Origin of the sequence: Altericista sp. CCNU0014 (assembly GCF_044923475.1) — a bacterium.
Classification (GTDB): Bacteria; Cyanobacteriota; Cyanobacteriia; order Thermosynechococcales; family Thermosynechococcaceae; genus JAAURS01.
Genome location: NZ_CP137338.1, coordinates 444,711 through 468,046 on the forward strand (window position 1 = coordinate 444,711; position 23,336 = coordinate 468,046).

General features: G+C 44.2%; 25 protein-coding genes and 2 tRNA genes. 11 read left to right on the forward strand and 16 right to left on the reverse strand.

Features of this window, described 5'->3' with window-relative positions; genetic code table 11:
• Positions 1–416: 416 nt before the first annotated feature.
• The 4 genes from R6H26_RS02205 (at position 417) to R6H26_RS02220 (ending at position 4,074) form a co-directional block, all read left to right on the forward strand.
• Positions 417–1,118: a Crp/Fnr family transcriptional regulator gene (locus R6H26_RS02205; RefSeq protein WP_404787946.1), complete on the forward strand. Its 702-nt coding sequence runs from the start codon at positions 417–419 to the stop codon at positions 1,116–1,118.
• An 87-nt stretch (positions 1,119–1,205) separates the two neighbouring features.
• Positions 1,206–1,889, forward strand: a complete 684-nt coding sequence (locus tag R6H26_RS02210; RefSeq protein WP_404787947.1) for a DUF2232 domain-containing protein — start codon at positions 1,206–1,208, stop codon at positions 1,887–1,889.
• A gap of 21 nt (positions 1,890–1,910) precedes the next feature.
• Complete coding sequence (cobT, locus tag R6H26_RS02215; protein ID WP_404791182.1) at positions 1,911–3,005, forward strand: nicotinate mononucleotide-dependent phosphoribosyltransferase CobT; 1,095 nt, start codon at positions 1,911–1,913, stop codon at positions 3,003–3,005.
• A gap of 271 nt (positions 3,006–3,276) precedes the next feature.
• On the forward strand, positions 3,277–4,074 hold the full coding sequence (locus R6H26_RS02220; protein ID WP_404787948.1) for an FkbM family methyltransferase: 798 nt from the start codon (positions 3,277–3,279) through the stop codon (positions 4,072–4,074).
• A 73-nt stretch (positions 4,075–4,147) separates the two neighbouring features.
• Here the strand turns inward: R6H26_RS02220 and R6H26_RS02225 are convergent, their stop codons facing one another.
• The 6 genes from R6H26_RS02225 to R6H26_RS02250 form a co-directional block, all read right to left on the reverse strand.
• The gene (locus R6H26_RS02225; protein WP_404787951.1) at positions 4,148–4,402 is read right to left on the reverse strand and encodes a hypothetical protein; all 255 of its coding nucleotides are present in this window, start codon (positions 4,400–4,402) and stop codon (positions 4,148–4,150) included.
• Complete coding sequence (locus tag R6H26_RS02230; protein ID WP_404787953.1) at positions 4,399–4,608, reverse strand: hypothetical protein; 210 nt, start codon at positions 4,606–4,608, stop codon at positions 4,399–4,401. Before R6H26_RS02230 ends, R6H26_RS02225 begins: the two co-directional genes overlap by 4 nt.
• Positions 4,609–4,825: 217 nt before the next feature.
• Positions 4,826–4,899, reverse strand: a tRNA-Pro gene (locus tag R6H26_RS02235).
• A gap of 66 nt (positions 4,900–4,965) precedes the next feature.
• The gene (locus R6H26_RS02240; RefSeq protein WP_404787955.1) at positions 4,966–5,331 is read right to left on the reverse strand and encodes a DUF1818 family protein; all 366 of its coding nucleotides are present in this window, start codon (positions 5,329–5,331) and stop codon (positions 4,966–4,968) included.
• Between the two features lie 5 nt (positions 5,332–5,336).
• The gene (locus tag R6H26_RS02245) at positions 5,337–6,029 is read right to left on the reverse strand and encodes a hypothetical protein (RefSeq protein ID WP_404787956.1); all 693 of its coding nucleotides are present in this window, start codon (positions 6,027–6,029) and stop codon (positions 5,337–5,339) included.
• Between the two features lie 41 nt (positions 6,030–6,070).
• Entirely contained in the window at positions 6,071–6,301 is a 231-nt protein-coding gene (locus R6H26_RS02250; RefSeq protein WP_404787958.1) for a DNA-directed RNA polymerase subunit omega, read from the reverse strand.
• Between the two features lie 695 nt (positions 6,302–6,996).
• On the opposite strand from R6H26_RS02250, the gene R6H26_RS02255 reads away from it, so the two are divergent.
• Positions 6,997–8,076, forward strand: a complete 1,080-nt coding sequence (locus tag R6H26_RS02255; RefSeq protein WP_404787960.1) for a hypothetical protein — start codon at positions 6,997–6,999, stop codon at positions 8,074–8,076.
• 240 nt (positions 8,077–8,316) lie between these two features.
• Positions 8,317–9,855, forward strand: a complete 1,539-nt coding sequence (locus R6H26_RS02260; RefSeq protein ID WP_404787962.1) for a DNA/RNA helicase domain-containing protein — start codon at positions 8,317–8,319, stop codon at positions 9,853–9,855.
• Here R6H26_RS02260 and R6H26_RS02265 read toward each other — a convergent pair.
• The 3 genes from R6H26_RS02265 to R6H26_RS02275 form a co-directional block, all read right to left on the reverse strand.
• Positions 9,736–10,887, reverse strand: coding sequence for a transposase (locus tag R6H26_RS02265; RefSeq protein WP_404783408.1), 1,152 nt, complete (start codon positions 10,885–10,887; stop codon positions 9,736–9,738). The genes R6H26_RS02260 and R6H26_RS02265 overlap by 120 nt on opposite strands.
• 391 nt (positions 10,888–11,278) lie before the next feature.
• Positions 11,279–11,677 carry a type II toxin-antitoxin system VapC family toxin gene (locus R6H26_RS02270; RefSeq protein WP_404787964.1) on the reverse strand — a complete coding sequence of 133 codons (399 nt, stop codon included), beginning with the start codon at positions 11,675–11,677 and terminating at the stop codon, positions 11,279–11,281.
• 5 nt (positions 11,678–11,682) lie between these two features.
• Positions 11,683–11,916, reverse strand: coding sequence for an antitoxin (locus tag R6H26_RS02275; RefSeq protein WP_404787967.1), 234 nt, complete (start codon positions 11,914–11,916; stop codon positions 11,683–11,685).
• Between the two features lie 201 nt (positions 11,917–12,117).
• Between R6H26_RS02275 and R6H26_RS02280 the strand changes: the two genes are divergently transcribed.
• On the forward strand, positions 12,118–12,888 hold the full coding sequence (locus R6H26_RS02280) for a hypothetical protein (RefSeq protein WP_404787969.1): 771 nt from the start codon (positions 12,118–12,120) through the stop codon (positions 12,886–12,888).
• Positions 12,885–15,359: an ATP-dependent DNA helicase RecG gene (gene recG / locus R6H26_RS02285; protein WP_404787971.1), complete on the forward strand. Its 2,475-nt coding sequence runs from the start codon at positions 12,885–12,887 to the stop codon at positions 15,357–15,359. Before R6H26_RS02280 ends, recG begins: the two co-directional genes overlap by 4 nt.
• Before the next feature lie 241 nt (positions 15,360–15,600).
• On the opposite strand, the gene R6H26_RS02290 is transcribed toward recG, so the two are convergent.
• The 4 genes from R6H26_RS02290 to xisR all read right to left on the reverse strand — a co-directional run bounded on the left by R6H26_RS02290 (position 15,601) and on the right by xisR (position 19,487).
• Positions 15,601–16,110: a hypothetical protein gene (locus R6H26_RS02290; RefSeq protein WP_404787973.1), complete on the reverse strand. Its 510-nt coding sequence runs from the start codon at positions 16,108–16,110 to the stop codon at positions 15,601–15,603.
• 35 nt (positions 16,111–16,145) lie between these two features.
• Complete coding sequence (locus R6H26_RS02295) at positions 16,146–16,385, reverse strand: hypothetical protein (protein ID WP_404787975.1); 240 nt, start codon at positions 16,383–16,385, stop codon at positions 16,146–16,148.
• 1,002 nt (positions 16,386–17,387) lie between these two features.
• Positions 17,388–19,166 carry a DUF927 domain-containing protein gene (locus R6H26_RS02300; RefSeq protein WP_404787976.1) on the reverse strand — a complete coding sequence of 593 codons (1,779 nt, stop codon included), beginning with the start codon at positions 19,164–19,166 and terminating at the stop codon, positions 17,388–17,390.
• A gap of 15 nt (positions 19,167–19,181) precedes the next feature.
• Complete coding sequence (gene xisR / locus R6H26_RS02305; protein ID WP_404787978.1) at positions 19,182–19,487, reverse strand: excisionase family protein; 306 nt, start codon at positions 19,485–19,487, stop codon at positions 19,182–19,184.
• Between the two features lie 90 nt (positions 19,488–19,577).
• Here xisR and R6H26_RS02310 point away from each other — a divergent pair, with 90 nt between their 5' ends.
• Genes R6H26_RS02310 through R6H26_RS02320 form a run of 3 tightly spaced genes read left to right on the forward strand, consistent with a single transcriptional unit; the run spans position 19,578 to position 21,006 of the window.
• Positions 19,578–19,841: a hypothetical protein gene (locus R6H26_RS02310; protein WP_404787980.1), complete on the forward strand. Its 264-nt coding sequence runs from the start codon at positions 19,578–19,580 to the stop codon at positions 19,839–19,841.
• Positions 19,838–20,095 carry a type II toxin-antitoxin system RelE/ParE family toxin gene (locus tag R6H26_RS02315; protein WP_404787981.1) on the forward strand — a complete coding sequence of 86 codons (258 nt, stop codon included), beginning with the start codon at positions 19,838–19,840 and terminating at the stop codon, positions 20,093–20,095. Before R6H26_RS02310 ends, R6H26_RS02315 begins: the two co-directional genes overlap by 4 nt.
• The gene (locus R6H26_RS02320; RefSeq protein WP_404787982.1) at positions 20,092–21,006 is read left to right on the forward strand and encodes a hypothetical protein; all 915 of its coding nucleotides are present in this window, start codon (positions 20,092–20,094) and stop codon (positions 21,004–21,006) included. The genes R6H26_RS02315 and R6H26_RS02320 overlap by 4 nt, the downstream gene beginning before the upstream one ends.
• 255 nt (positions 21,007–21,261) lie before the next feature.
• Here the strand turns inward: R6H26_RS02320 and R6H26_RS02325 are convergent, their stop codons facing one another.
• The 3 genes from R6H26_RS02325 to R6H26_RS02335 form a co-directional block, all read right to left on the reverse strand.
• Positions 21,262–21,882 carry a hypothetical protein gene (locus R6H26_RS02325; protein WP_404787984.1) on the reverse strand — a complete coding sequence of 207 codons (621 nt, stop codon included), beginning with the start codon at positions 21,880–21,882 and terminating at the stop codon, positions 21,262–21,264.
• A complete protein-coding gene (locus tag R6H26_RS02330; protein WP_404787986.1) occupies positions 21,883–23,058 on the reverse strand; it encodes an Arm DNA-binding domain-containing protein in 1,176 nt (391 codons plus the stop codon).
• Positions 23,059–23,235: 177 nt separating this feature from the next.
• Positions 23,236–23,306, reverse strand: a tRNA-Gly gene (locus R6H26_RS02335).
• Between the last annotated feature and the right edge of the window lie 30 nt (positions 23,307–23,336).

The following is a 23,336-nucleotide window of genomic DNA, read 5'->3' on the forward strand; positions in this document are numbered from 1 at the left end:
CCCGCACGCGCTCAAAAAAACAGCCGCTGTAAAACGGCTGAAAGAACTTGCTGTGTTGGGAGGAGGAAACCCTGAGCCAAAAACTCGAACAGCAGCTATGACGTCAGCTGTCTCCTACTTATTAAGAAATGTAACACAGTACCGCACGATTTGCAACTTTTCTTCACTATTTTATGGAGGAATCCCATCGGCGGCAAGGTCTGAGAGTCGGAACGATGTTTTGAGTCCCTCTCAAGAAAGGCCTGTTCTGAGAGGATTGACTGCTAAAGAAGCGGAAGTGAGGGCTTGTTGTTTGATAGAAATGATTCTGGTAGAGCAAATCGGCGATCGCCCGAGGCAAGTTGAGCGTTATTTTGGGTATGGGAGACTGGTAGGGTTGAGGATGACACTCATCAAGCATACGGACTGCATGGCCCATGGATGATCGACAAACCGTTCGCGACGCAAAACTGGATGAGCTAGTGCGCGGTATTCCCTTTTTTGAAGGTTTGCCCCTAGAGTCGGTTAAAGCATCGCTTTCTCACGTCGTCACGCGGGAGCACCCAGCCCATCGGGTTGTTTTGTTAGAAAACGATTGGGGGAGTTCGGTGTACTTTATTTTGAGCGGCTGGGTCAAGATTCGAACTTACAATATCGATGGGAAGGAAGTAACGCTGAATATTGTCGGGAAAGGCGAAGTTTTTGGCGAAATGGCTCCCCTCGACGAGGTGCCACGCTCGACAGATGTTCTTACGCTCACGCCCACAGTCGTTGCGAATATGCCGGCCAACGATTTCGTTCATTTTCTGAATACGGAGCCGCAGGGTGGTATTCGGCTGGCGAAATTGATGGCGCGACGACTGCGTCAGGTGAATCGGCGGTTGCGCTTGCGGGAATCCGACAGCACTTCTCGGATTGCGGATATTCTATTGTTTTTGGCGGAGGGGCAAGGGACGCAAAAGGGGACGAGCATTGAAATTCCTAATTTGCCCCATCGCGAGTTGAGCAGTCTGAGCGGCATGGCGCGGGAAACCGTAACTCGCGTTTTAGGGAAGCTCGAGAAAAAGGGGTTAATACACAGAACCCACGAGTCTTTTCAGATTGTCAATGTGGATGCGCTGGAAGATCTGCTGGTTTAGGATTAAGGGACTCTGCCGTTCGTCCGAGGGGCGGTTTGGTTCGTTCGATCTCCAACGCAACGCTTTTGAATCTGTACCCAACGTTCTATGGCAGATCCCGTCTTCAGGACATCCCAACCTAAATCTCCATCTCCAGGAGACGCTAGCATCGATCCGCGCCACCCTCGCGTGATGGTAGAAACTGCGTTTTTGGCTAGTACTAGCGCGCTCCTCTGGATTCTTAATTTTTACTTTCCGATTGGACCGCTGTTTCGGATGTTGTTTGCTTTGCCGACGGCGATCGCCTATCTGCGCTGGGGCAAGCGCGCCGCCTGGATGACGGCAATTGTGGCATCTCTGCTGCTGGGCGTATTGATGGGACCTCCTCGCAGCCTCCAATTTTTGATCCCTTTTGGGTTCTTAGGCGTGTTGTTGGGGGGGCTGTGGCGAGCCAAGGCAAGCTGGGCTGTTTCGCTGGGATGGGGAGTATTGCTGACCACCGTCGGGTTGTTTTTTCAAACGGCGTTGGTGTCGCTGTTGCTGGGAACCAATCTCTGGCTGTACCTCAACCAACAGGTGCGGGGGCTGCTGGGTTGGGTTTTTGAAAAACTTGGTATTTTACTGGATCCGACGTTGGAGGCGGTGCAGTTGGTTGCAGTGGTGCTGATTGCAGTGCAGGCGTTTCTCTATCTGCTGCTCGTCCATTTGGTGGCACTGCTGCTGATGGAACGTCTGGGACATCCCATTCCCGACCCGCCACCTTGGCTTCAGGCGCTGATCGATGAAGGTTGAATCGGGGGCTTTTGGATGCCGATGATTCAGATCTATACGCAAGCACCCCTGGCGGCAGCGTGGATGGCTCGCTATCGCGGCAAGCGTCCGGTCTATGCTTGCGTCTTGGGGTTTACCGAAACCGGTTTAATTCCCGGTATTTCCGCAGCGGGGGCTACGCCTGAATCGAGGCGGTTTACGGCGATCGCCGATGCTGAATTTTTGACCGACGGAACTGATGTTGCAGCTCAGTATCCCCTGCCGCCCCTCCAGCAGGGCGCGTCTCCGGTTTTTATTGCGCGGGCGGTCTTGCAAGGGCAAGATATTCCATTTTGGATTTTAGATGCGGGGGTGCCCGTTGCGCCTGTCGTTCCTAGCGTTAACCTAGGCGGAGACTTCGCGCGCTGCCTGAGTACGGGTGCGGCTCAAGAGGGTGCAACGGTCAAATATCTGTTTGAAGAAGGGTTGAGATGGGGGGAAACCTTAGCCGCTCAAGTTCAGGATGGATACCTCATTTTGGCAGAGTGCGTGGTTGGCGGTACTACGACGGCTTTAGCGGTATTGGCGGGGTTGGGATTCAATGCCCGAGGCAAGGTGAATAGCAGCCATCCGGTGTGCAATCACGATCAAAAATGGCAGTTGGTGCAGCAGGGGCTAGCCGCACTGCCCCTCAATCCCGATCCGTGGCAGGTGTTAGCGGCAGTGGGCGATCCGATGCAGGCGGCAGCGGTGGGACTCATGCTGGCGGCAAGTCGGAGGGCTGGCGTTCTGTTGGCAGGGGGGACGCAAATGCTGGCAGTTTATGCTTTGGCGCGGGCGATCGCCCTTCAAGAGCGCGTCCCTTGGGTTGCCGAACAGGTAGCGGTCGGTACGACGCGCTGGGTGGCGGAAGATCCGACGGGAGATACGGTTGGGTTGGCAGAAGAGATCGGTCAAGTACCGTTGTTGGCGACGCAGCTCAGTTTTGCAAGCTCCCGCTATCCTCAACTTCGCGCCTACGAGCAGGGATTTGTCAAAGAAGGAGTTGGCGCGGGTGGCTGTGCGATCGCCGCTCATCTCTACCGAGGATGGGAGCAGCCCCAACTTTTAAGCGCAATTGAACGGTTGCTGGATGCTTTTCAAAAACGTTCTTTTTGATAGAATTTTTTGCCTGCAAAGGTCTCGGCGGCCAAAGTATGCCGTTAAGACTCGGTTATTTTTCTTCCCATCGCAACAAATTGGTGTTTTAAGTTTAAGATGTCATATTAAATATCCAGGAAATTTAGTTCTCTGTTGATGCCATAGCATACCAGAGCAGTTTAACGCCTGTTCTACCCCCTCGCTTACTGCTGAACTACTTTCGCCACCCTGTACTAGGGGTTAGGGATAGGGATGAACTCAAAGTCGTATTTACAAGAGAAGAATTCAAATGTCCATACCAGGCAATTTTGGAGTTAAGGCATCGGGTAACCACTTCATCCAAGGATTGTTGGAGAAAAATGTACAGGTTTCGCAATACATGATGGGAATTGGATCTGGTGGCGGAGCTTCGTCTAGTGGCGAACAAGCTATATTTCATATTCTTAGGCAAAGGTTTAAACCACCGTATTGCATTTTTGATGTCGGTTCAAACAAGGGGCAATTCCTTCAGCTCATTATTGATAATATTGCGGTAGATGATTATTCAGTTCACTGTTTTGAACCTGGCTCTTCAACATTTAAGAATCTTGCTCAATTTTACGATAATGATAAGCGAATTAAGCTGAATAACATCGGCTTAGGCAAAGAGAAAAAAGAGGCAACGCTGCACTATGATACCATTGGCTCAGGACTCGCTTCTCTTACTAAAAGAAAGCTGGATCACTTTGGTATTGATTTTAATAAAACAGAAACGGTACAAATAGACACAATTGACAACTACTGCTCTGAAAATACGATAAACTGTATAGATTTATTAAAGATTGATATTGAAGGACACGAGCTTGATGCATTTGCGGGGGCAAAAAATATGTTCGCTAAAAACTCAGTCAAAATCGTGACTTTTGAATTTGGTGGCTGCAATATAGATACGCGAACATTTTTTCAAGATTTTTGGTATTTATTTAGCGAGCTTGAGTTTGCGATTTTCAGAATTACTCCATCAGGATACTTATATCCAATTAAGTCATATAAGGAAACCTACGAGCAATTTCGGACGACAAACTTTATCGCTGTATCCAATGGTTGATAATATTGCGGTGTAAATTCTGAGGTAAGTGCCCTTAGATTTCGGGCTGTAGTACGCCTTGAATCGGGGTTAGTTATTCATTTTCCTGTTGACCAAGCAGACGATCCAGGATGCGACGGTTTTCAGTTTGCAATCCTTTGATCTCGAGCTGAATGGCCTCTATGTTTGCCTGTGCCTGTTCCACACGCTGAAGGATCTGGATCTGCGTATGCGCTAGCGCTTCCATTGCTCTTTCCCTCCCAGTAGTGGCGCGATGTAGGTCAATAAGATTGCTTTCTACGGTAGAGGCAAACTTGTCCAGGCGTTCATCCGTCCATCGCTCTGTCATGACCCACCATCCTCCATTAGTTCCCGCTGGGCTGCTTCGGTGATGACCCGGCGCAGCCATGCCGAACGGTTTGGGAGCGATCGCACTGCTGCATCGATACGGACGGGCACTCTCGCGATAAGTCCCGCATGGGCCAAAGGTTCGGTGGTGTCGTCGCTTCGAGGGGTTGGCCTCAAGTTCTCAATTTTTGGGTTCGGATTCCCCATAGATATTAAGAGTAAATCTATAGTTACAAAGATACTCCACTTTTGATATCTTCAGTTTGTGCAACTGATGCACTTCAGATTTTTTGGTTGCCACTTTCATCGGGGTAAATTGAATGCCCCCTGAACGACCTAAATTCATCTGATTAACAATCAAAAAGACCTTCAAAAGTTATTTAGAACTTTTGAAGGTCTTTTCAGTGATGCATTTTCTCACCAATCGGAGCGACAGGATTTGAACCTGCGACCCCTACTACCCCAAAGTAGTGCGCTACCAAGCTGCGCTACGCCCCGATGTAATGCTTTACAAGCCTATCATAAAATCTTTTACAGGCTTCAAGAAAATTTTGCGTGCTCTCCCTAAAACACCTGCACCATCTGTACCACCCGCAACACCTCTTTGGTTGCTTCAATAGACCAGCACCCCTCCGCCCTCCGGCCTGTCAACACGATAAAGCTGAGCCGATAGGCATCGGGATAGCCGCGCACCTCCATCCAGAGCATGTCGCTAGAGGCTTCGCAGGCGATCGCCTCTTCCTCCATCAACTCCGATCTCATTTGCTCGATGGTCTCGCTGAGCTGGAGCGCAAAGCGGCAAAATTCATCAAACTCAGCCTGGGTTAGCTCTACAGCCCAGTCATCCGCTCCTACCAGCGCCTGAAACGATAGAGCCTCTGCATCCCAACCCACGCGCCAGCCGACGCCAGACCGCAGTTGACGCGCCATAGCTCCTATTTTAAAAACTGCGCCTCGCCACCGCCCGGCGTATAGGGTCTACCAATGGGAGCCGTTCTTAGCGAATCTACGCTTCCCGGTGCTGCCAGGGGATTTAAGGTGGGTCGGTAGGCTGGGGCTGGTTTAGATTTGGCCTGGGCGGGGACAGAGGGCGGTGCCGTTTTTGTCGTCTCCGAAGCAGCGGACTGCCTGCCTGTAGAAGCATCCACAAGGGCCTGAACCAAGGCATTGCGCTGAGCGGCATTGAGTTTTTGGATGACAGCGCGATCGCTCTCTAGTGGGTTTTTCTTCAGAAATGCGTAGCCGGAATAGGTTTCCGGTTGAATGACTTCATGAATGCCGAGGTAGTCCGCTAGGGTTGTTTTCCAATCCAGACGATAGAGGGGCGATCGCCCTTTAACGGAATTGTGGTAGTACACTAAGCGGCTGACGAGAGTACTATCAACCGCCTGCTTGTTATTGTCGGTACGAACGTACTGATTTTCCAATGCTAGGGTTGGGATCCGTTGATAGACAAACTTCGCTACATCCGGTGGCGAGCTGGACTGCGCGAAGGACGCGGGCGCAGAGAGGGCGATTAAACTGCCGATCGAGAACAGCAGTCCTTTGCCAGAGCGGGCGAAGGATTGGAGGCACCGCATGAGTTTTGAGTGGCTTTGTCTGCTAAAAATCGGATTCACGGACAACATCCTTTTCTGTGCTTGGGACCCATGTTGAGGGCGCAAGGATTCTAATCGCCAATGATCTCCGGCTGAGTCAACTCATCGGACATTTCCAGAATGGCCTGCATGACTGCTTTCATTGCGCCCTCATCGAAATCTTCCATATTTTCGCGGCGGCGGCGCTTTTTGGCGCGATTGGCAACCTGAACGGTAATGCGATATCGATTAGAGGATGCATTGATCAGCTCCTCAGCGCGGCGCATGATTTGGGTTGTATCGACAACGGAGCGCTTTTGCATGGTTTAGCTCGGTAGGACTACACCCCAGTGTAACAAGAACTCTCCCAACCCCAAAGTGCGGTCGGGAAAATAACCGATGGGAGTGATAAAGCTAAGGCGCAAGTGATGAGTTTGCCCAACCTCCGCAAGTTGCTAAAGCCTATACCCTAGTTGAGTGACTTGAGTCAACGATAGGGATGATGGGGCGATCGCCTTTACTAGGCTATCCAAAACCTCGGTGCTGGCGGTGCAGTATTTCTGTTCGAGTTGTCTTACTGTCCGTTTCTAATTATGGTTCGTCTCCCCATAAATTCATTGGAGCGGATAGACGGGACACACGAGTAAGAAGCTTATTTTTTGGCCACCGCTCAATTCTCGGCTGTTGGCTGCTCGACTATGCAAGATACGCAGAGAAATGCAAGGATATTGACAGTAACAGCAAGAAAAGTTAATGAATGCGACATCCGAAAAAACACTGAAATTATCCACCTATATAACCCAGATAGCGATATAGGCGGATGCTTATCCGTCTATATGCCGAGAATGAGGATATAGACGGATTCATCTGTCTATATGACCCAAAAGGCTATTTAGATGGATAGCATCCACCTAAATAGCTAAAACAGAGATATAGATGGACAACTATCCGTCTATATGACAAATTAGACGATATAGGTGGACTGTTATCCGTCTATATGCCGTGAGGGGCGATATAGGTGGATGTTATCCGTCTATTTAGAGTTAGACTAATCACTGGGGCGCTTAAATGTATGCAAAGTGGTATTTTTGACAGTCTTAATTCCTTGGAAGGGTGGGTTCCCGATCAAGAAGGAAATATTTCTGGTGAATATAATAAATCGGATAGTTTGTTAACTCTTTCTATTAACCCTAGTTCTAGCTTAGGAGTGTATAAAGTTTCAAAAAAATATTCTGCTAAGTTTGGATATGGCAAATGGTTTCATATTGCAGCTCGTGCTCGTGACCCTCGACTAGGAGGAAATCTGTATATTCATTTTATGATTGATAGAAATACAGATTCAGGCAAAATGCTTAGGCTATTTTCATTTCACCAAAATGGTGCCACAGCTTGGTCTAATAATTGTCAGATTAAGGGAAATATGGATGAATTTTCCTTTTCAGTCGGAGATCTGACTGTCTATCCTCAAGGAAGTCAGCAACGAAAATGGGCAATGGACTTCCGATCTGCTTTTCCTCCCGTCATAAGACCGTCACTTGGTCAATTGGTTGTATATTCATTTAAGTATGAAGAACCCAGTCAAGGCCAAGATCTTCCAAAAATTCGCATATTCATTAATGGATACGAAATTTCTTATGAAAACCTTGATGATTCGTCACCTCGTCCACATATAGATATGCGTACATATCACCAAATCTCTCCAAACATAGATCATGAAGTTGAGATTAGTCTACATGCAATGACTGACGGAGATGCTTACAAATATCCAAATAACTATCGTGATCTGGGCTGCTTTGCATCCGAAACCCCAGCAATACCATCGAGAGAAGATGGATATCCACATGGGCATCGTAATGGAATCCCAATTCCTAGTACGTTTGATTTTGACTTTATCATGATAGGTAATGGACGAGATGGTGATTTTGATCTAAATAGCGTGCGTCAACTAATTTATGCAGGTCGAGTAGGTGCATCATCAGCGATTTTCCTTGAAATGTTATCTTGGCAGGATGCCCAATTTGCATGTCCTTATATGTCAGAGGTAGAAAAGGAAGAAGTCCGTCACCATCCACTAGGAAGTCTCCAATTCTGTCATTAGATTATATAAATATTGATAATTAATCGAGATAACTGAAAATCAAGATACATTTACTAAATGACTACTTCCTCATTCTGTCTAACTACTGCATGCAATCGGAACGGAGAGTCACGCTATCTACACGCTTATTTTGCATCGCCGTCCGCTGATGCAGAGGCCGTTAGGTGCCCTAGATCGTCGAGTAAAGCAGTCTGCTCGGAAAGGGATTGAAAACCTGCATAGGATAAATAAGGAAACAGATTGAAAAATATAAATATCATGTCCTTGGTGCAAGCACATGATTCATTGAAGAAATCGAGCTTTGATTTTTACTTAAAGCACTATGGAATAGAAATCAGGTGTGCAGAGCTTGAAGACTTAAAAGGCCTGGTCGAGGCACTGTACGATTTAACAGAAAATAGAAATATAAGAATTTTCGATGGATTCTATTTGGGATATAAAATACCGCAGATAGGCAAAGAATTTGATTTGTTGCGATTTGGAAAGGAAAGCGTAATTAACGTAGAACTCAAGAGCACTAGCACGGAAGAAAAAATACAGAAACAATTAGTCAGAAATAAATACTACTTAAGCTACATCGAAAAAACAATATTCAACCTATGTTACGTGTCAGATACCAAAAGCATATACTTTCTTGAAGATGACGAATCCATAGATATTGTTGAAGTTGACGATTTGAGAAAATTGTTGATTGATCAAAAAATAGAAGGCATAGAAAGCATTGATAATTTATTCAACCCTTCAGACTATTTGGTATCACCTTTTAATTCCACTCAAAAGTTTCTTAGTGGTCAGTATTTTTTAACGAATCAGCAAGAAGATGTAAAAAAACAAATTCTGAACTCTTTGGGTATCGCTAAATCTGCTAACTTTATATCGGTTGTGGGTGGAGCAGGTACAGGCAAGACCTTGCTGGTATACGATTTAGTTAAAGAACTACGAGAAAACAGAAATAGACCGCTAGTTATTCACTGTGGCTATCTAAATGCAGGGCATGAAGAGTTGACGCGGAGAGGGTGGGAAATAACTCCGATCAAAGGTTATGCTGACTATGATTTATTGGTTTACAATGTAATTGTAATTGATGAGGCTCAGCGGATCCATTCTGGCCAACTGGAAAAAATAGTTGAAGTGACAAAAAGTGTTAATGGTAATTGCATATTCTCGTACGACAAGCTCCAAACACTCGCTAAACGGGAAGAAGAAAGAGATATAGATGGAAAAATAAATAATATTACCCCGCTTACTACATATAGATTATCTGAAAAGATAAGGACAAACAAAGAAATAGCCACATTTATAATGATGCTATTCAATAGCCAGAGAAATTTAGACCTTTCAAACAAGGGTAATATTGAAGTAAATTATTTTAAAAATATGGATGATGCGAAGAACTATCTTGGGTTATTGGATTGCGAAGAATGGGAGGTTCTTAGATTTACTCCATCTCAATACAATAATGAGCATCATGAAAAATACTCAGAGATTTCTAAGAAAACGTCGCATAAAGTAATAGGCCAAGAGTTTGACGGCGTTGCTGTGACGATTGACAAGTACTTTAGTTATGGTGAGGGTGGCGAGTTGGTTTATCGTGGGAACGCATATTATTCCCCAGTCAAAATGCTTAGTGGTGCAGAAAACTCAAAGGAGCTGAAAGCTTTAGAAGACAGTCACCTTGGCAAACTCAATGCGAGTGTTCATCGCATCTCGCTTCTTGAGAGAGGCATAAGCAGGTGGTGGATTACATCGTGGCAAATATCTCAAGGGTGGCAGCGGTAATCTTTGATAGCACAACTGATTAATCCGTCTTAGCCCGATTTGCAGAAAACTCAATCCCCTGTGAGCATGCCAATCAATGGACTTTAGTGCGCCTTGAGCGATCGTTTCAATGGCAACGCAAATGGCAATAATGGTCGCAGCCGCCAGTAACATCAGCAGTCGGCTTAAAGCATGGGCATCTCTGAGTTTAGAACGAGGCAGTTCAAAGGCGGCAGACTTGTAATCCTTGAAATGGGGTTCAATGCCACCAAAACGTTGACCATATAGCGCGAAGGTTTGCACAGAAGGCGATTTATCTGTAATCACAGCCCAAGCCTCCTGGGCGATGGATAATCGAGCGGTCGCCAAATGACAGTGGATATCTTCAAGAATCGTGACATCAGAAAATAGAAAAGCTTGTTCAGGCTCTGGCAGCAGGTCAGCAACCGACTCGGTTTGAGCATTAGACAACGTGACCCTCAAATCGGATTTAGCGCGAATTGCCCAAGACCATTGATGGCTCCGTAGCCAACGAATTAACTCACCATGCTCAAAGCCTCGGTCAGCCAATAGTGTGATTTGACAATCAGCGGGTAAGACCGTCTCAGCCACATCCAGCACTGAGCAATAGTCCGCAAAAGCGACCGTAGCACTGCCATGCTTGAGCACCTTTTGAGCCAAAGGAAAAGAGCGCCCTCCCCAGGTCAGACAGACCTCTATCAGGCAATACTCATCCCACAGCATGCTTGTATCCAGGGTCAATGTCGTCGCCATGCCCGCCCACGCTTGAAGAAATTGAAGCAGTAATGGAACATAGAATGTTTCTGAGGTGATCTTGGGATTATGAACGAAGTAGCTCAGTCGTTCCATGTGAGAGCGGGCTTTACAACGACGATGACTCAAATAAGTCAGCCAATGGCTTAAGCTGCCACTTTGGGCTTGGAGGATTGCAGCGATGTTTTCAGCAAACACAGTAAGGTGACGTTTATCTTTGGGTGTGACCCATTGACTCAGTTGAGTTTGCAGTTGACGATAGAGTTGAGGGGTTGACATAGGATTGCTCTGAGTTTGGGAACTTAAGCATCACATTGAATGCCCCTCTCTGTCACCTTTGACAGATTTGAATATTGCCTGCTGGTAAGGTCTTCATGACTTTTCTGCACCATCAAGGTCAAAATGCTCTTTCAAAACATTACTCGCGCTAGAAAAAGGGTGAACTTAGTAATAATAGATAATGAAGAGTTGCTGAATAGATGTATGCATATTTTGCAATAGGTAGATCTTTAGGCCTTGCTAAACGAGCACCTGACAAACGTGTTGCAGCGGAAAGTAATAGCCTTTTTCGTTGAGTTGTAAGGTTTTTCTGCGTCCGCTGAACACGAACGTTCGGCCATAAACAATAGGACACATGTTCTACTGTGTGAACCAAACGATCGATTTGTCTTCACGGCTCTTCCGTCCAGTTTTCGAGAGATAGGTCAGGGTAAACACTGAAATCTGAGATATTGTTGGTCACGAGGGTTAGATTTAGGCTAGACGCATGACTAGCGATGAGTTTATCTAGAGCATCGCGTTTGCGATCTGGCGCTGGTGCACAAATTTTTGCATAGGCGATCGCGCTTCCCCGATCGAATGACACGGCTGGAATCAGGGGCAGTAACTCATCTAACGCCTGTCGATTTCGATCGCGAGTTTCTGCTTTGCAGCAGTAAACCCCATATTCTAGCTCTGCCATTGTGATTGCCGAAATCACAACATCTCCTTGCCGACAGGCTGCGAAACGCTTTGCCACTGACAAAGGATGATTTTTCATTAGGTAGATGCAGATGTTTGTGTCAAGCATGTACCTCAAAACGTGTCGCGCTCCTGCTCTCCTTGCTCGGGTCTGCCCTCAGCCAAGAAATCTGGGGTAAAGGCCGCAAACTTTTCTAGTACTCCTTCGAGGGTGGGCGGCAGGGGACGAATGAGCAGCCCTTCCTCACGGCGCTCAATTTCATAGTCAATATCGACACGCTCAAACTGTAATTCTTTAGGAATTCGAACGGCTTGAGAGTTACCACTTTGGAAGACACGAGTACGCATAGGAGTTTTACAGGTATATACTTTAGTGTACGCTAATGCCTTAGACAAATGCATTAATCGATTCTAAAGTAACTGAAGGTTCACCACGGCTGGGGCCATGCCTAAAATAGAGTATCGTGTCCCTTGGCAGTATGGGCCAAAAAGACTTGAGACACCCGCTGTTATCCAAACATTTAGATAGAAAAAGGCGCACCTAAACCTATGGGGGCAACGCTAGAGCAGCTACACCGCGAAATGAGCCAACTCAGAAAAACAACGGCTGAAGTTGGGCAAGAGCTGCGTCAGGTTTTGGCGGAGTACTTTGCAGTGCTGTCGCGTTCGGTGCAGAAGCAGATCGTAATGTCGAGCTTTCACCTTTGTACCGAAGTCTACCCAGAGGCTTTTCTAGAGCGTTCCGTATTCGAACGGGAAACGCTTCAAAAAAATATCCGGCAAGCGGGCCGCGAGATCTCAGATTCCCTGGCAACCTTGCTGAATTCCTTTCAAGAGCTAGAGCTAGAGGGCGAAGCTGACCCGATCTTGGTATTAGAAATTTGGGAAGAGCTAGAGGATGGCGTCACCGAGCTATTCCGAGAAAAATCGCGTCAGATCGACCATTTGCTCCAAGATGCTCAGGTCATGCAAATTAAAGCATTGGATAAACTTCTGGATTCAGCAGATAAGGCCACCGCAACAGGGCGCACCATCACCAACCCGCCTCACTTGCTCAAGGCATTGGTAGATCCAGACGAGGAAGAAGATGGGCTGGATCCGGTGGTGGCCATCTACCTCCAACTCGGAGATTTGGAGTTTACAGACCCGGAATTGATGGGCTGGCGGCAGAAACTTCGGCCTTTGCTGCAAAAGCTGTCTCAGGTGCAGCAAAGCTATTCTCAAAAGCAAGAAGAACTGCTGACTGCAGAGGCGATCGCCGCCTGGAAATCCACCTGGGTTGCGGAAGATACCCCCTTTGGAGGGACGGGCAACCCATGACCTATTCCGCCAAGACTTCCCCCGACTGGGCAAGGCTCCAGCGGGCGCTCTCGGTGGAAGCAGAGCGCGGATTTTGCGATGTCCAGGGAAATCAGTTTCGCTTTAGCGAGTTTTTACACCTGAATTTAGTCCAGGCCCAAACCGCTGTCGCGTCCGCCCCGGAACAGTCCAAATGTCAGGCGATCGCCGCCAAATTTGAAACCTACCCCGAACTCCCACTTTCCCAGAGACAGCACCTCGTCGCCGAAGCTCGTCGGCTGCTGTATCAAGTCCAGCGAGAGCAGTTGAAACAGCAAGAGCCGACCTCCGCTCCCAAAGTCCGGCTCCCTGCGGTGAAGCCTGCGGTAGAGAAAGGCACCTCCACTGCCCCGGCGAGTCTCGACCAGTCCTTGATGTACCTCAAAGGCATTGGGCCTCAAAGCGCGGATCGGTTGGCAAAGCTCGGCCTCTACAGCGTCCGCGATATTTTGTTCTACTATCCCCGCGACTACATTGACTACGCCCGTCAAATCAAAATCGAAGACCTCGTGGCAGGGGAAACCGTCACAATTGTGGCAACCGTGCGCCGTTGTAACTGCTTTAACAGTCCTAAAAATCCCAAACTCACCATCTTTGAAATGACCGTCGCAGACGTGACGGGGCAACTGCGGCTGAGTCGGTTTTATGCAGGCGATCGTTTTCGGAACCGGGGCTGGCAGGAAAAGCAAAAGCAGCAGTATGCACCCGGGACGGTGGTGGCCGCTTCGGGTCTCGTAAAGGCCAATAAATACGGCTACACCCTCGAAGAACCTGAAATTGAGGTGTTGCAAAATACTCGCGATTCCATTGATTCTCTTAAAATTGGACGCGTGGTGCCGATCTATCCCCTGACGGAGGGCGTCCCGCCAGAGTTGGTGCGGCGGGCGGTCGTGGCGGCGCTGCCGGCGGCACCGCAAATCTCAGAACCATTGCCTGAGGCGCTCCGGCAGGAGTATAACTTGGTGACATTACCAGAGGCGATCGCCCAAATCCACTTCCCCGAATCTTCAGAATGGCTGGATAAAGCGCGGCGGCGACTGGTCTTCGACGAATTTTTCTACCTCCAGTTGGGGATGCTAAAACGGCGCTTAGAACAACGCAAAACCCAGCGCAGCGTTGCCCTCAACCCGCGGGGCGAACTCATCGATAAGTTTTATAAGGTCATTCCGTTCCAATTCACGGGCGCGCAGCAGCGGGTGGTCCAGGATGTTCTGAGCGACTTGCAGGGTACCGCACCCATGAATCGGATGGTTCAGGGCGATGTGGGTTCTGGTAAAACCGTGGTGGCCGTGGTGGCGCTGCTGGCTGCTATCCAATCTGGCTATCAAACTGCAATGATGGCTCCTACAGAAGTTTTGGCCGAGCAGCACTATCGCAAAATGGTGGAGTGGTTCAATCAACTTCAGCTTCCGGTGGAGTTGCTCACGGGTTCGACCAAAGCGGCCAAACGCCGCCAGATTGCTGCCCAGCTCCAAACGGGAGAGCTGTCGCTATTGGTAGGCACCCACGCCCTGATTCAAGATTCGGTGGAGTTCCAACGCTTGGGCTTGGTGGTTATCGACGAACAGCATCGATTTGGGGTCAAGCAGCGGGCGATGCTCCAGCAAAAGGGCCAGCATCCCCACGTGCTGACGATGACGGCTACGCCCATTCCGCGGACTTTGGCGCTGACGCTCCACGGCGATTTAGACGTGAGTCAGATCGACGAGCTGCCTCCCGGACGACAAGCAATCCAGACCACGATGCTGACCCCGCGCGATCGCAGTCATGCCTACGACCTCATCCGCCGGGAAGTGGCTTTAGGGCGACAGGTTTATGTCGTGTTGCCCCTCGTAGAAGAATCGGAAAAGCTAGATCTGCGTTCGGCAGTGGAAGAGCATCAACATTTGCAGGGGGTTTTCCCAAATTTTCAGGTGGGATTGCTCCATGGCCGCATGAGTTCTGCGGAAAAAGACGCGACGATCGGTCAGTTCCGCAGCGCCGAACTGCAATTGCTGGTTTCCACCACCGTGATTGAAGTGGGGGTGGATATTCCTAATGCTACAGTCATGCTGATCGAACATGCCGAACGCTTTGGCCTCGCCCAACTGCACCAGCTTCGCGGTCGAGTGGGGCGGGGCGCCCATCAATCTTTTTGTTTGTTGATGAATAGCTCTAAAACCGAAACGGCTCGGCAGCGACTGACGGTGCTGGAGCAATCTCAGGATGGTTTCTTTATTTCAGAAATGGATATGCGATTCCGAGGGCCAGGTGAAGTTTTGGGTACCCGTCAGTCGGGTCTGCCAGATTTTGCCCTTGCTAGCCTGGTTGAAGATCAAGATTGTCTGGAGTTGGCGAGGGAAGCGGCGGAGCGGGCGATCGCCAAGGATCCGACCCTAGACCAATGGCCGCTGATGAAGCAAGAACTAGACTATCGCTATCAGCGCTTAATGGGCGGTACTATTTTAACCTGAGAAAAAGAGCTAAGCGGGTGAGGGGAATCGAACCCCTATCATTAGCTTGGAAGGCTAAAGCTTTACAGTTGATGTATAAGGCTTCTAGAAAACAATATAAAATTTTATCCCCACTTTATCCCCAAACTAAAGTTTTCCACAGGTTCAGGGTCAAGTCTGAGGGAAAAATGCCAGCTTTGCTAGGAAGCCTTACATGTGGCAAAATCAACGCGGTTACAAAACGATTGTCTTGTGATCATGGTTAACCAATAAGGGTTACAAGATCGCCGTTGTAATCATAGTATTCGGTTATTTTCTGCATGTTCTCGTTTATGTAAGATTTCTCGCAAAATCGTACTTCTGATTTCTTGTGCTTAGGTTTGGCTTTTTTTAGCGTATCTACAACACGTCTACAGGTATCAGATGCTTTGATTGCTGTCTCTGTATCGTCGGATGACAGTGAATAGTGAAATAAGCGATTCAATACCACTGCTTGAGTCAGTAACATTGAATCTAGATTTTCATGAACTTTCCCATGAGAGTGAAGATGTCTTAGTTCATCTAGAATTGATTGATTGCTATGAGAACCTAACGACATATTGCTAATAGTGTCAGCAGCTAGTTCGGATGGTTCGTTTATTCCCAATGGCTGAGTAACACGATTTAGCGCTGAATCAAATGATTGTTTTACGAGGTTTTGTTTTTGAGATGATTTAAGATCAAGCTCAATTGATTCAAGCTCTGAATTTATTCTAGCTAGTTCTGATTCCATTTAGAAATACCTCAAATAAGTCAAGTTATATTTTATCAAAAAAGCTTCATAATGCTGAATGTATAACCAGTTTCATTATTGACGACTGTAATTTTATTACCCACAGGAATATTTTTTAAGAATGGAAAATCTTTTAAGATTTTATTGCGATCTGGACAATTATAAAGCGTGACAGTAAAATCATCAATTTCAGGTAAAACTTTAGATAGAGTTTCTTTTGGATTATAGTTTTTAGATTTAATATATTTGCCGAAGCCTTTCGATTTATTTTCCATGAATAAAATTTATATAAATTTCATATGTTGATGCCGTAGAAAGCTTATAAGATAGGAGTCCTAATCTTTTATCAGTATAACCTGATGTCTTAGACTCATGCAATATATTTAGTTATCAATCGGGGTCTTTCTCTATTTCCTTTACTGGTATTCTCAGAATGAGTTAGAAATTGTATATTTGTAGACATATAGCCTAAATCTGGGTTAATTCTGTCTACACTAGGACTTAGTTTTTGTATAAATTTATTTGCCTTCCAGTTTGTGTATAATTTTTCTAAAACAATTGAATTTTTATTTGTCAATTCCAAGAATTCTTCTTTTGATAAACAAGATAAGCATTTGTCTTTAGATCTTCTTTTAATACTATGATACATTCTTGTTTTTAGAGCTTTTAGAGTACATGAATGTGAATAATATTCGTTAGAACTATATGACATTTTAATTTATTTATAATGACTATTAGCTTTGATAAAACATTATTTTAATGATTCAAGGCGCTATAACAATTTCTTTTGCTACAGTTACTATAAATTTAATAAATTCTTCCTCTACCCCCTGCGGGGAGCCGGAGCCTCAACCTGGGATGCATGAAATCAAGAAATTAATAAGATAAAAGTATTAGGTAGTTTATATATCGTTAGGTACAAATTAGTCTAAATAAGTACAGAGTAATTTTATGATTACTTTATGATTTTTATGTACTTTTAGTTAATAGTATTAAAGTGCCTTCGGCACAACCTTAACCCCGAAATGTTTATGTTAGTTTGATTAAAATAAATACCGACTTATCTTGTGTTTTAATTATTTTCAAATAATGCTATTTCTCTATATGCGTGAAAATTGACGGGACACACGAGACTTTCGGGACAGATAGGGTAAAACGTTTACAGAGAAAGAACTCTAGCCTGTCCCGATTTTTTATTTGTTCAAAAAAATGTCCCGATGTCACGCCATAGTAGAGGTTAATGGGTTAGTAAGGAAGACATCGGCAGAAAGTAGATTTTAATTTTTGCGCTCGATATCAAGAGAGTTATATAGCTGTTTGCGTGCTAAAGTTTCAAATTCAAAATCGTTTTTAAAAACATAAAGTGATTGGCGCTCACCATTAACCTGCCGTTTTGATGTGTTGCGATCCTTCTCTTTGCTAGGAACGAACAATCCAATATTTTCTAATTCTTTGAGAAGTTCTTTCTCATTTACACCTCTGGCAAGTTCATTTTTGAAAATACTCACAGGAACCCATAATTCATTATTCTTTTTATATGCTAATAAATTGCCGTTTCCAGTACTTTTGAATCCATTTGCTAAATCGACAATTCGATTGCTGTGAATTTTAGATTGAAATAAAGATTTTATCTCCTCAACCCTGTGCTTGATTTCAATATTTCCAGCACCCCCACGATTATCAAGCCATGCATTGAATATTGTTTTGATTGAATTTTTGATTTCTTCTGATGTGAAAGGAACAATGTCCCATTCTTGGGAAAGTTTTAATGCTAGTTGGACTACTGCAAAATGTTTGGATACTCTACTAATGACGTTATCATTGGGATAATTTTTTGTAAGTTTTACTCTTAGGTTTTCTAGTTCGCTTTGCAGCTTTTCGATCCATTTTGGTGTCTTAAGTTGAAGCAGATTGGTTAGGTAGGCATCCATTGCAGTGCCATAGAAGCTCTCTGAGGCTCTAGAAAGGGCTTCGATGAGGTTAGATGATGATTGATACTCTCCGAGGGATTCAAAGAGCTTGTCAGCCTCTATAGGGATGTCCAAAAAGCGTGTCTCTTGTCCCCCTTTTATGGAAGTTCCACCTTCATCCATTTTCTGACGAAAGGGGATTTCGCCAGTGGACAGGTAAAACAATGTCCATGTTTTAGTAGGTGTGCGATCGCCGCTCCGATTTGCTCTAGCTTTGCCTTGACCGTTGCCAAGCATGTAGATGGTATTTCCGATATCTTTTGGATATGCTTGTCCAAATTCATCTAAGAAAAGAATTCTATCGTTATGCTCTTGAGCAGTACTTTCTAAAGCATTAGATGTTGTTCGCCATTGAGTGATGATTTCCGATGGATCGCCTAATGCTGATGCGGAAATTCTGAGAAGTGTTGTTTTTCCTGTTGAAGTTTGACCATAAAAATGAAATCCTATAGACGATAGTTTTAATAGAATTAATAGTACTGAAGCAAATGCACAACCAATTGCAAAAGTTAAGTATGAACTGCCTGATACAGGTTTAGCTATATTATTTTTCCATTCTTCTAAAGTGCCCTTTGGAATGAACGGAGAATTTTCATCGAATTGTGGGGTCTTGAATCGTAACTCTTGATTGCCATAGGTTTTATGAGGCATTAAATAGGAGTCCTCAACCCATCCCGTTGATTTTGTGATTGTGCAGACAGGTAATTCCGACCCTTGTTTTAGTAAATATTCATAAATTTTCTTTTTATGTTTTGGACTGTATTCATATCCACTATTCAAGAGTTCTCTGAATGTATTTACTTGAGTGTCTAGCTTGGATCTCGAAAATATTATTGTACGAAGCTCATTTTGTTGATTTGTAAATTCTAGAGAAAGTGCTACAGAACCATCTTCTAAGTAGTTTACACAGGAAGTTGCCTTAAGATGGTTGCCAACTCTTTCGAGATAAATGCAATTATTCTCGTGTACTGGAAGCCATAATCCTGAAGAAGGATCTGTTTTTGGTTTAATAAATTCGGCTTTAGATTTAGAGTTATTTTTATTTGATATCGATTCTGAATCATGAGTTGTTAATTGTAAATTCATTATTTTTAAACCCCTTCAAGCTGCTGTGTGCTTAGATCTAGGGGTCTTGGGTTGGTTGCTTGGCAGCGACCGTAGATAACCTTCTATGGCTCTATCGTGGGCTTCGGGTTGTAAGCGGTTCGCTACCCAGTCTTCAATAAGCGTCAGGTTATAGAGAACACACTTTGAGTTGAGTCTTTGCCAGTGGATACCCTCAACCCATTTGTTCGATAGTCGATATTTCTTGAAGGTGTGTGGAGATAGGCCAATGGCTTGTGAAAGCGCTTGTTTATTTACGAACGTATGGGACATGTTTACCTTTCTTGATTGAACTGTCCCCATACAAACCCAATAGCCAGCTACAATCGAATGAAGTGCATCTTATTGGCATCTTGTAACAGAACTTAACAATTAGAACTTTGAAGAGTCTATATGTCACTCAAAGAAATGGTCATTCAGGAAATTGAAAATGCTTCAGAGCCTTTGCTTAAAGAGGTTTTGGAGTTTATCCATAGTCATCAAGATCCTTTGATCGCTCACTTGAATCAATTGAGAGAACAAGGCGAATATGCAGATGATGTGAGTGAAGATGAACTTAACGAAAGTGACTCAGCTTATAAGAGTTATTTAGAAGGGAATGAAAAAGGAACAACTTTAGACAATCTAGAAATTGAATTGTTTGGGGAAAAGCTTTGAACGACTGGGAAATACTTCTTACTAATGCAGCGAAAAAATATTTAAAAAAATTAACACCAGACAATCAAAAACGAATTATTAATGCACTTCGATCTTTAATAGCTGAATCTAGCTTGGCAGATCTAAAACCTTTGAAAGGCAGGGATGAAGCTAGATTGAGGGTAGGAGACTATCGAGTTATTCTTAAGATCGATGCAGAAAATAAGCAAATTGTTGTGACTAAAATAGGTTCTAGAGGTGATGTTTATAAATGAGCGTAGAATCACACCCGCTTGATAAATATATTGATGATTTTGCAAACTTACCTGAATTAATTATTAAGGAAGATTATAAGGATATAATTTTTAGCCCTGACGAACAGCTTTTTGGCAGCAATGAACAGCAGTTAATTGATAGATTTCATTTAAGAAATCAGATTGTTGCTTTCAGGCTAAAGCTTGCAATAGATGTAGACAAGGGATTTTCAGTAGGGAATTCAAATCGCTCTATAGAGTTTTTAAGACTATTCAAAAGTGAAGAAAAATTCTATGAATACTTAGACTCTAACTATATTAAAAGCTTATCTCATCTTACTTGGATGGATTATCAACTTATAAAAGAAATCTGGAGTATTTATGATTCAAAAGATTTTAATCTACCATTGCAGCTTTCAAAACAGATTAAATCTATTGGGCATTGGTGGTGGCTAATTCAATGTGAAGATACGCGCAATGGAATGAAACAGGTTGGTTTATTAGGTGAGAGTCCAAAGATTATAGGCAAACGAGAATATACTAATTTTAATAGTAAATATATCGATGAAATAGACTCAAGAAATGATGATTTTAATATTGATATGATTTTAGACAGAAGTATTAAAGATGATATCAAAGATATTTCTGCTAGTGAAGCATTAGAAATTATTTGCTTTAATCTTCTGGACAGAGAGCATGGAGTAAGAACAAGTCATTTTGAGGATTGTTATCAACAATGGGTTGAGGCTAAAAAGGGTGTTAATTCAGCTATTCAAAAGGAAAAGAACGTGAAAGGTTTATATTTAATCGACGATAAAATCCTAACTCTAGAAAAATACTATAAAATACCCAAAAAATATAAGCGATTTATATGTTCCATCCCACATTCCGCCGATCCAAAGGGTCAAAAAATAATTAAAACGAAGCAATGAGGATCGTAGCGATTGCTGTTTCTCTAATTCTCAATAAAGTAAGATTACTGAGAATGAAAAAACATCTGCGCAAAAACGTCAAATCCTTAGAAGCCTTGTCATTAAAGGATTCTGGATTTAATTATTTTTTGCCTCTCGAAACAGCGGAATGTGGGTTCCATGAAAACTTCAGCGGCAAAAACAATTACAAATAGTAATTAGATAGACATGAAAAACAATCTTTTTCATACATTTTTATACAAAAATTTTATAAACTTATCGAGTCATGGTTATCTGTTGATTTTGATTTAGATCAACTGTATTCAGCCATGCAAAGTAAACTCCTTTAAGTTTAGTTGTGGCTACCAAGAAATATTTATCTTGTGGAATTTCTGTAAACTGAAAATGACCATTAACATCTGTTTTTGTGCTAGTTTTACATCCTCCTTCTGTCTTCATAGTCAATCCTGATAATCCTATGCTTGCCATTCTTGCATCTTTCCATGCGCCATTTTTATATGCATCAAAGTCTACTTCCTGATTTTTTCTATATTCAGATGATACTGTTGGATATAGATCCCATCCACAAAGATAAATAGTCTCTCCTCGAATAGGTTCATTCCCTGCAAAAATATTTCCATCAATACTAAATTTTTGAATAACTTTATTGTCAGGTTGTGGAGGTAATGAAGCCTCAGAAATATTTGGAGTAGGGCTAGATTTATTCTTGTAGCCAACCCATGTCAAAAGAACTAAAAATAAAACTGATATGGCAGCAGTCCCAAAAATCCATAGTAGATATTTCTGTTGCATAAAATAACCTGCACAACCTAGATAGACTATTTCAATGGTATTAATACAAAAAAGTACATTATTTATTGAATTTATGGTTCCCATCTAAAACTCAGGAACTGACAAATTTCGATTGCTGCCTGCATAATGCCTATAAATGACCTCTGGGGAGTTGCCTACCAGTTTCGCAACGTCTTTGGCATCCAAACGCGCTTCTAGGGCTAACGTGATGAAGGTATGACGGGTTTGATATAGCTTTCTGTACTCAATCCCCAAGCCTTCAAGTATCCGCTTCCAGACGTATTTTCTGAAAGCATCAGGGTCAAGATAGCCGCCCTTTATTCCAGGGAAGACTAAATCGCTTGATTTTGCTGTAGCTGGTTTAATAGATTTCAAAAACTCTTGAAGAGTAGCGTTGCAAGGGAATTTACGTTTTTCCTGAGTCTTCAGCCCTTCTCTGACTTGCCTTCCTTGTGCAGTGTCAATAATGGATCGCTCAAAGGAAATGGAGCTGAAGTCTTTTGATACGTCTTTCCAAGTTAAAGCAACGGCTTCAGATGAACGGCATCCAGTTTTGAACAGAAAGGAAACGAACGGAAAATAGTAGGAATGCTTAAAGGCTGATTGAGCGGGGTTGAATTGGTCTGTGGCGATCGCACTCAGAATGGAGTCTCTTTCATCCGCTGTAAATGGGTTTATTTCGCCATCTTCGTTTTTTTGAGACTTTGGCAATTTTATGTCTGATGCCATGCCGTTAAAAGGGTTGCTGTCAATCAATCCATTTTGCATAGCCCATTTACAGCAAGCATTGAGCCTGACTATAAAGCGTTTAGCTGAATTGATGGGAAACGTCTTTAGAGCAAAGTCTTTGATTTCCCCAGATTGAGTTAAATCATGTGTGGGAAGCTTTTCAATGTAGCGCGTGTATTGGGCATACATGGTGTCCATCGTGTTCTGCGAGCACTGGGATTGCTTTGACTCAACAAACTTTGTCCACAGGTCATTCAGCTTGGGGATAAGTGGGGATAAAGACTGGGGACTTAGAAAGGCCGTCTGCCTGTACTTATCCATTGAAGGGTCAAAGTTGTTGCTGAGAATATCCATTTCAATCTGACGGGCTTTTGCCTCAGCAAGCTTTCGATTGTTGGCCGTGTCAGGTAAGCCTAAGCTCAGACATTCACGCTTACCTTGATACCGGAAGCGCAATTGCAACCGATCGTGTGAGCATCTGATGGAAACGGAACCCTTAGGTTGCTTTCCTGTAGCGGTTTTGGACGTCATTGAATGATTTGGGGATAAAAAGGCTATCTATTTACCAAGGATGCCCAATTTTTATCCCCAGTTTATCCCCAAAATAGACCTAAATTGCTCTAAGTATGCCCAATGTGAAAAAGGCTTCAGAATTGTGAAAACGCTGAGACCCTTGTGATATCAATGAATTGATTGATTCCGTTACTAAGCGGGTGAGGGGAATCGAACCCCTATCATTAGCTTGGAAGGCTAAGGTCTTACCACTACACAACACCCGCACCAATGCATATTCAACGCTGCGGCTCGCT

Excerpts from the sequence above, each read along its gene's own strand:
- recG (WP_404787971.1), top strand. The coding sequence starts at position 12,885 with ATGACCTATTCCGCCAAGACTTCCCCCGACTGGGCAAGGCTCCAGCGG.
- R6H26_RS02320 (WP_404787982.1), top strand. The coding sequence starts at position 20,092 with ATGAGCGTAGAATCACACCCGCTTGATAAATATATTGATGATTTTGCA.
- R6H26_RS02275 (WP_404787967.1), bottom strand. The coding sequence starts at position 11,916 with ATGCGTACTCGTGTCTTCCAAAGTGGTAACTCTCAAGCCGTTCGAATT.
- xisR (WP_404787978.1), bottom strand. The coding sequence starts at position 19,487 with ATGGGGACAGTTCAATCAAGAAAGGTAAACATGTCCCATACGTTCGTA.
- cobT (WP_404791182.1), top strand. The coding sequence starts at position 1,911 with ATGATTCAGATCTATACGCAAGCACCCCTGGCGGCAGCGTGGATGGCT.
- R6H26_RS02210 (WP_404787947.1), top strand. The coding sequence starts at position 1,206 with ATGGCAGATCCCGTCTTCAGGACATCCCAACCTAAATCTCCATCTCCA.
- R6H26_RS02205 (WP_404787946.1), top strand. The coding sequence starts at position 417 with ATGGATGATCGACAAACCGTTCGCGACGCAAAACTGGATGAGCTAGTG.
- R6H26_RS02300 (WP_404787976.1), bottom strand. The coding sequence starts at position 19,166 with ATGAATTTACAATTAACAACTCATGATTCAGAATCGATATCAAATAAA.
- R6H26_RS02265 (WP_404783408.1), bottom strand. The coding sequence starts at position 10,887 with ATGTCAACCCCTCAACTCTATCGTCAACTGCAAACTCAACTGAGTCAA.
- R6H26_RS02225 (WP_404787951.1), bottom strand. The coding sequence starts at position 4,402 with ATGACAGAGCGATGGACGGATGAACGCCTGGACAAGTTTGCCTCTACC.
- R6H26_RS02245 (WP_404787956.1), bottom strand. The coding sequence starts at position 6,029 with ATGTTGTCCGTGAATCCGATTTTTAGCAGACAAAGCCACTCAAAACTC.
- R6H26_RS02280 (WP_404787969.1), top strand. The coding sequence starts at position 12,118 with ATGGGGGCAACGCTAGAGCAGCTACACCGCGAAATGAGCCAACTCAGA.
- R6H26_RS02220 (WP_404787948.1), top strand. The coding sequence starts at position 3,277 with ATGTCCATACCAGGCAATTTTGGAGTTAAGGCATCGGGTAACCACTTC.
- R6H26_RS02250 (WP_404787958.1), bottom strand. The coding sequence starts at position 6,301 with ATGCAAAAGCGCTCCGTTGTCGATACAACCCAAATCATGCGCCGCGCT.
- R6H26_RS02295 (WP_404787975.1), bottom strand. The coding sequence starts at position 16,385 with ATGGAAAATAAATCGAAAGGCTTCGGCAAATATATTAAATCTAAAAAC.
- R6H26_RS02330 (WP_404787986.1), bottom strand. The coding sequence starts at position 23,058 with ATGACGTCCAAAACCGCTACAGGAAAGCAACCTAAGGGTTCCGTTTCC.
- R6H26_RS02230 (WP_404787953.1), bottom strand. The coding sequence starts at position 4,608 with ATGGGGAATCCGAACCCAAAAATTGAGAACTTGAGGCCAACCCCTCGA.
- R6H26_RS02310 (WP_404787980.1), top strand. The coding sequence starts at position 19,578 with ATGTCACTCAAAGAAATGGTCATTCAGGAAATTGAAAATGCTTCAGAG.
- R6H26_RS02270 (WP_404787964.1), bottom strand. The coding sequence starts at position 11,677 with ATGCTTGACACAAACATCTGCATCTACCTAATGAAAAATCATCCTTTG.
- R6H26_RS02325 (WP_404787984.1), bottom strand. The coding sequence starts at position 21,882 with ATGGGAACCATAAATTCAATAAATAATGTACTTTTTTGTATTAATACC.
- R6H26_RS02290 (WP_404787973.1), bottom strand. The coding sequence starts at position 16,110 with ATGGAATCAGAACTAGCTAGAATAAATTCAGAGCTTGAATCAATTGAG.
- R6H26_RS02240 (WP_404787955.1), bottom strand. The coding sequence starts at position 5,331 with ATGGCGCGTCAACTGCGGTCTGGCGTCGGCTGGCGCGTGGGTTGGGAT.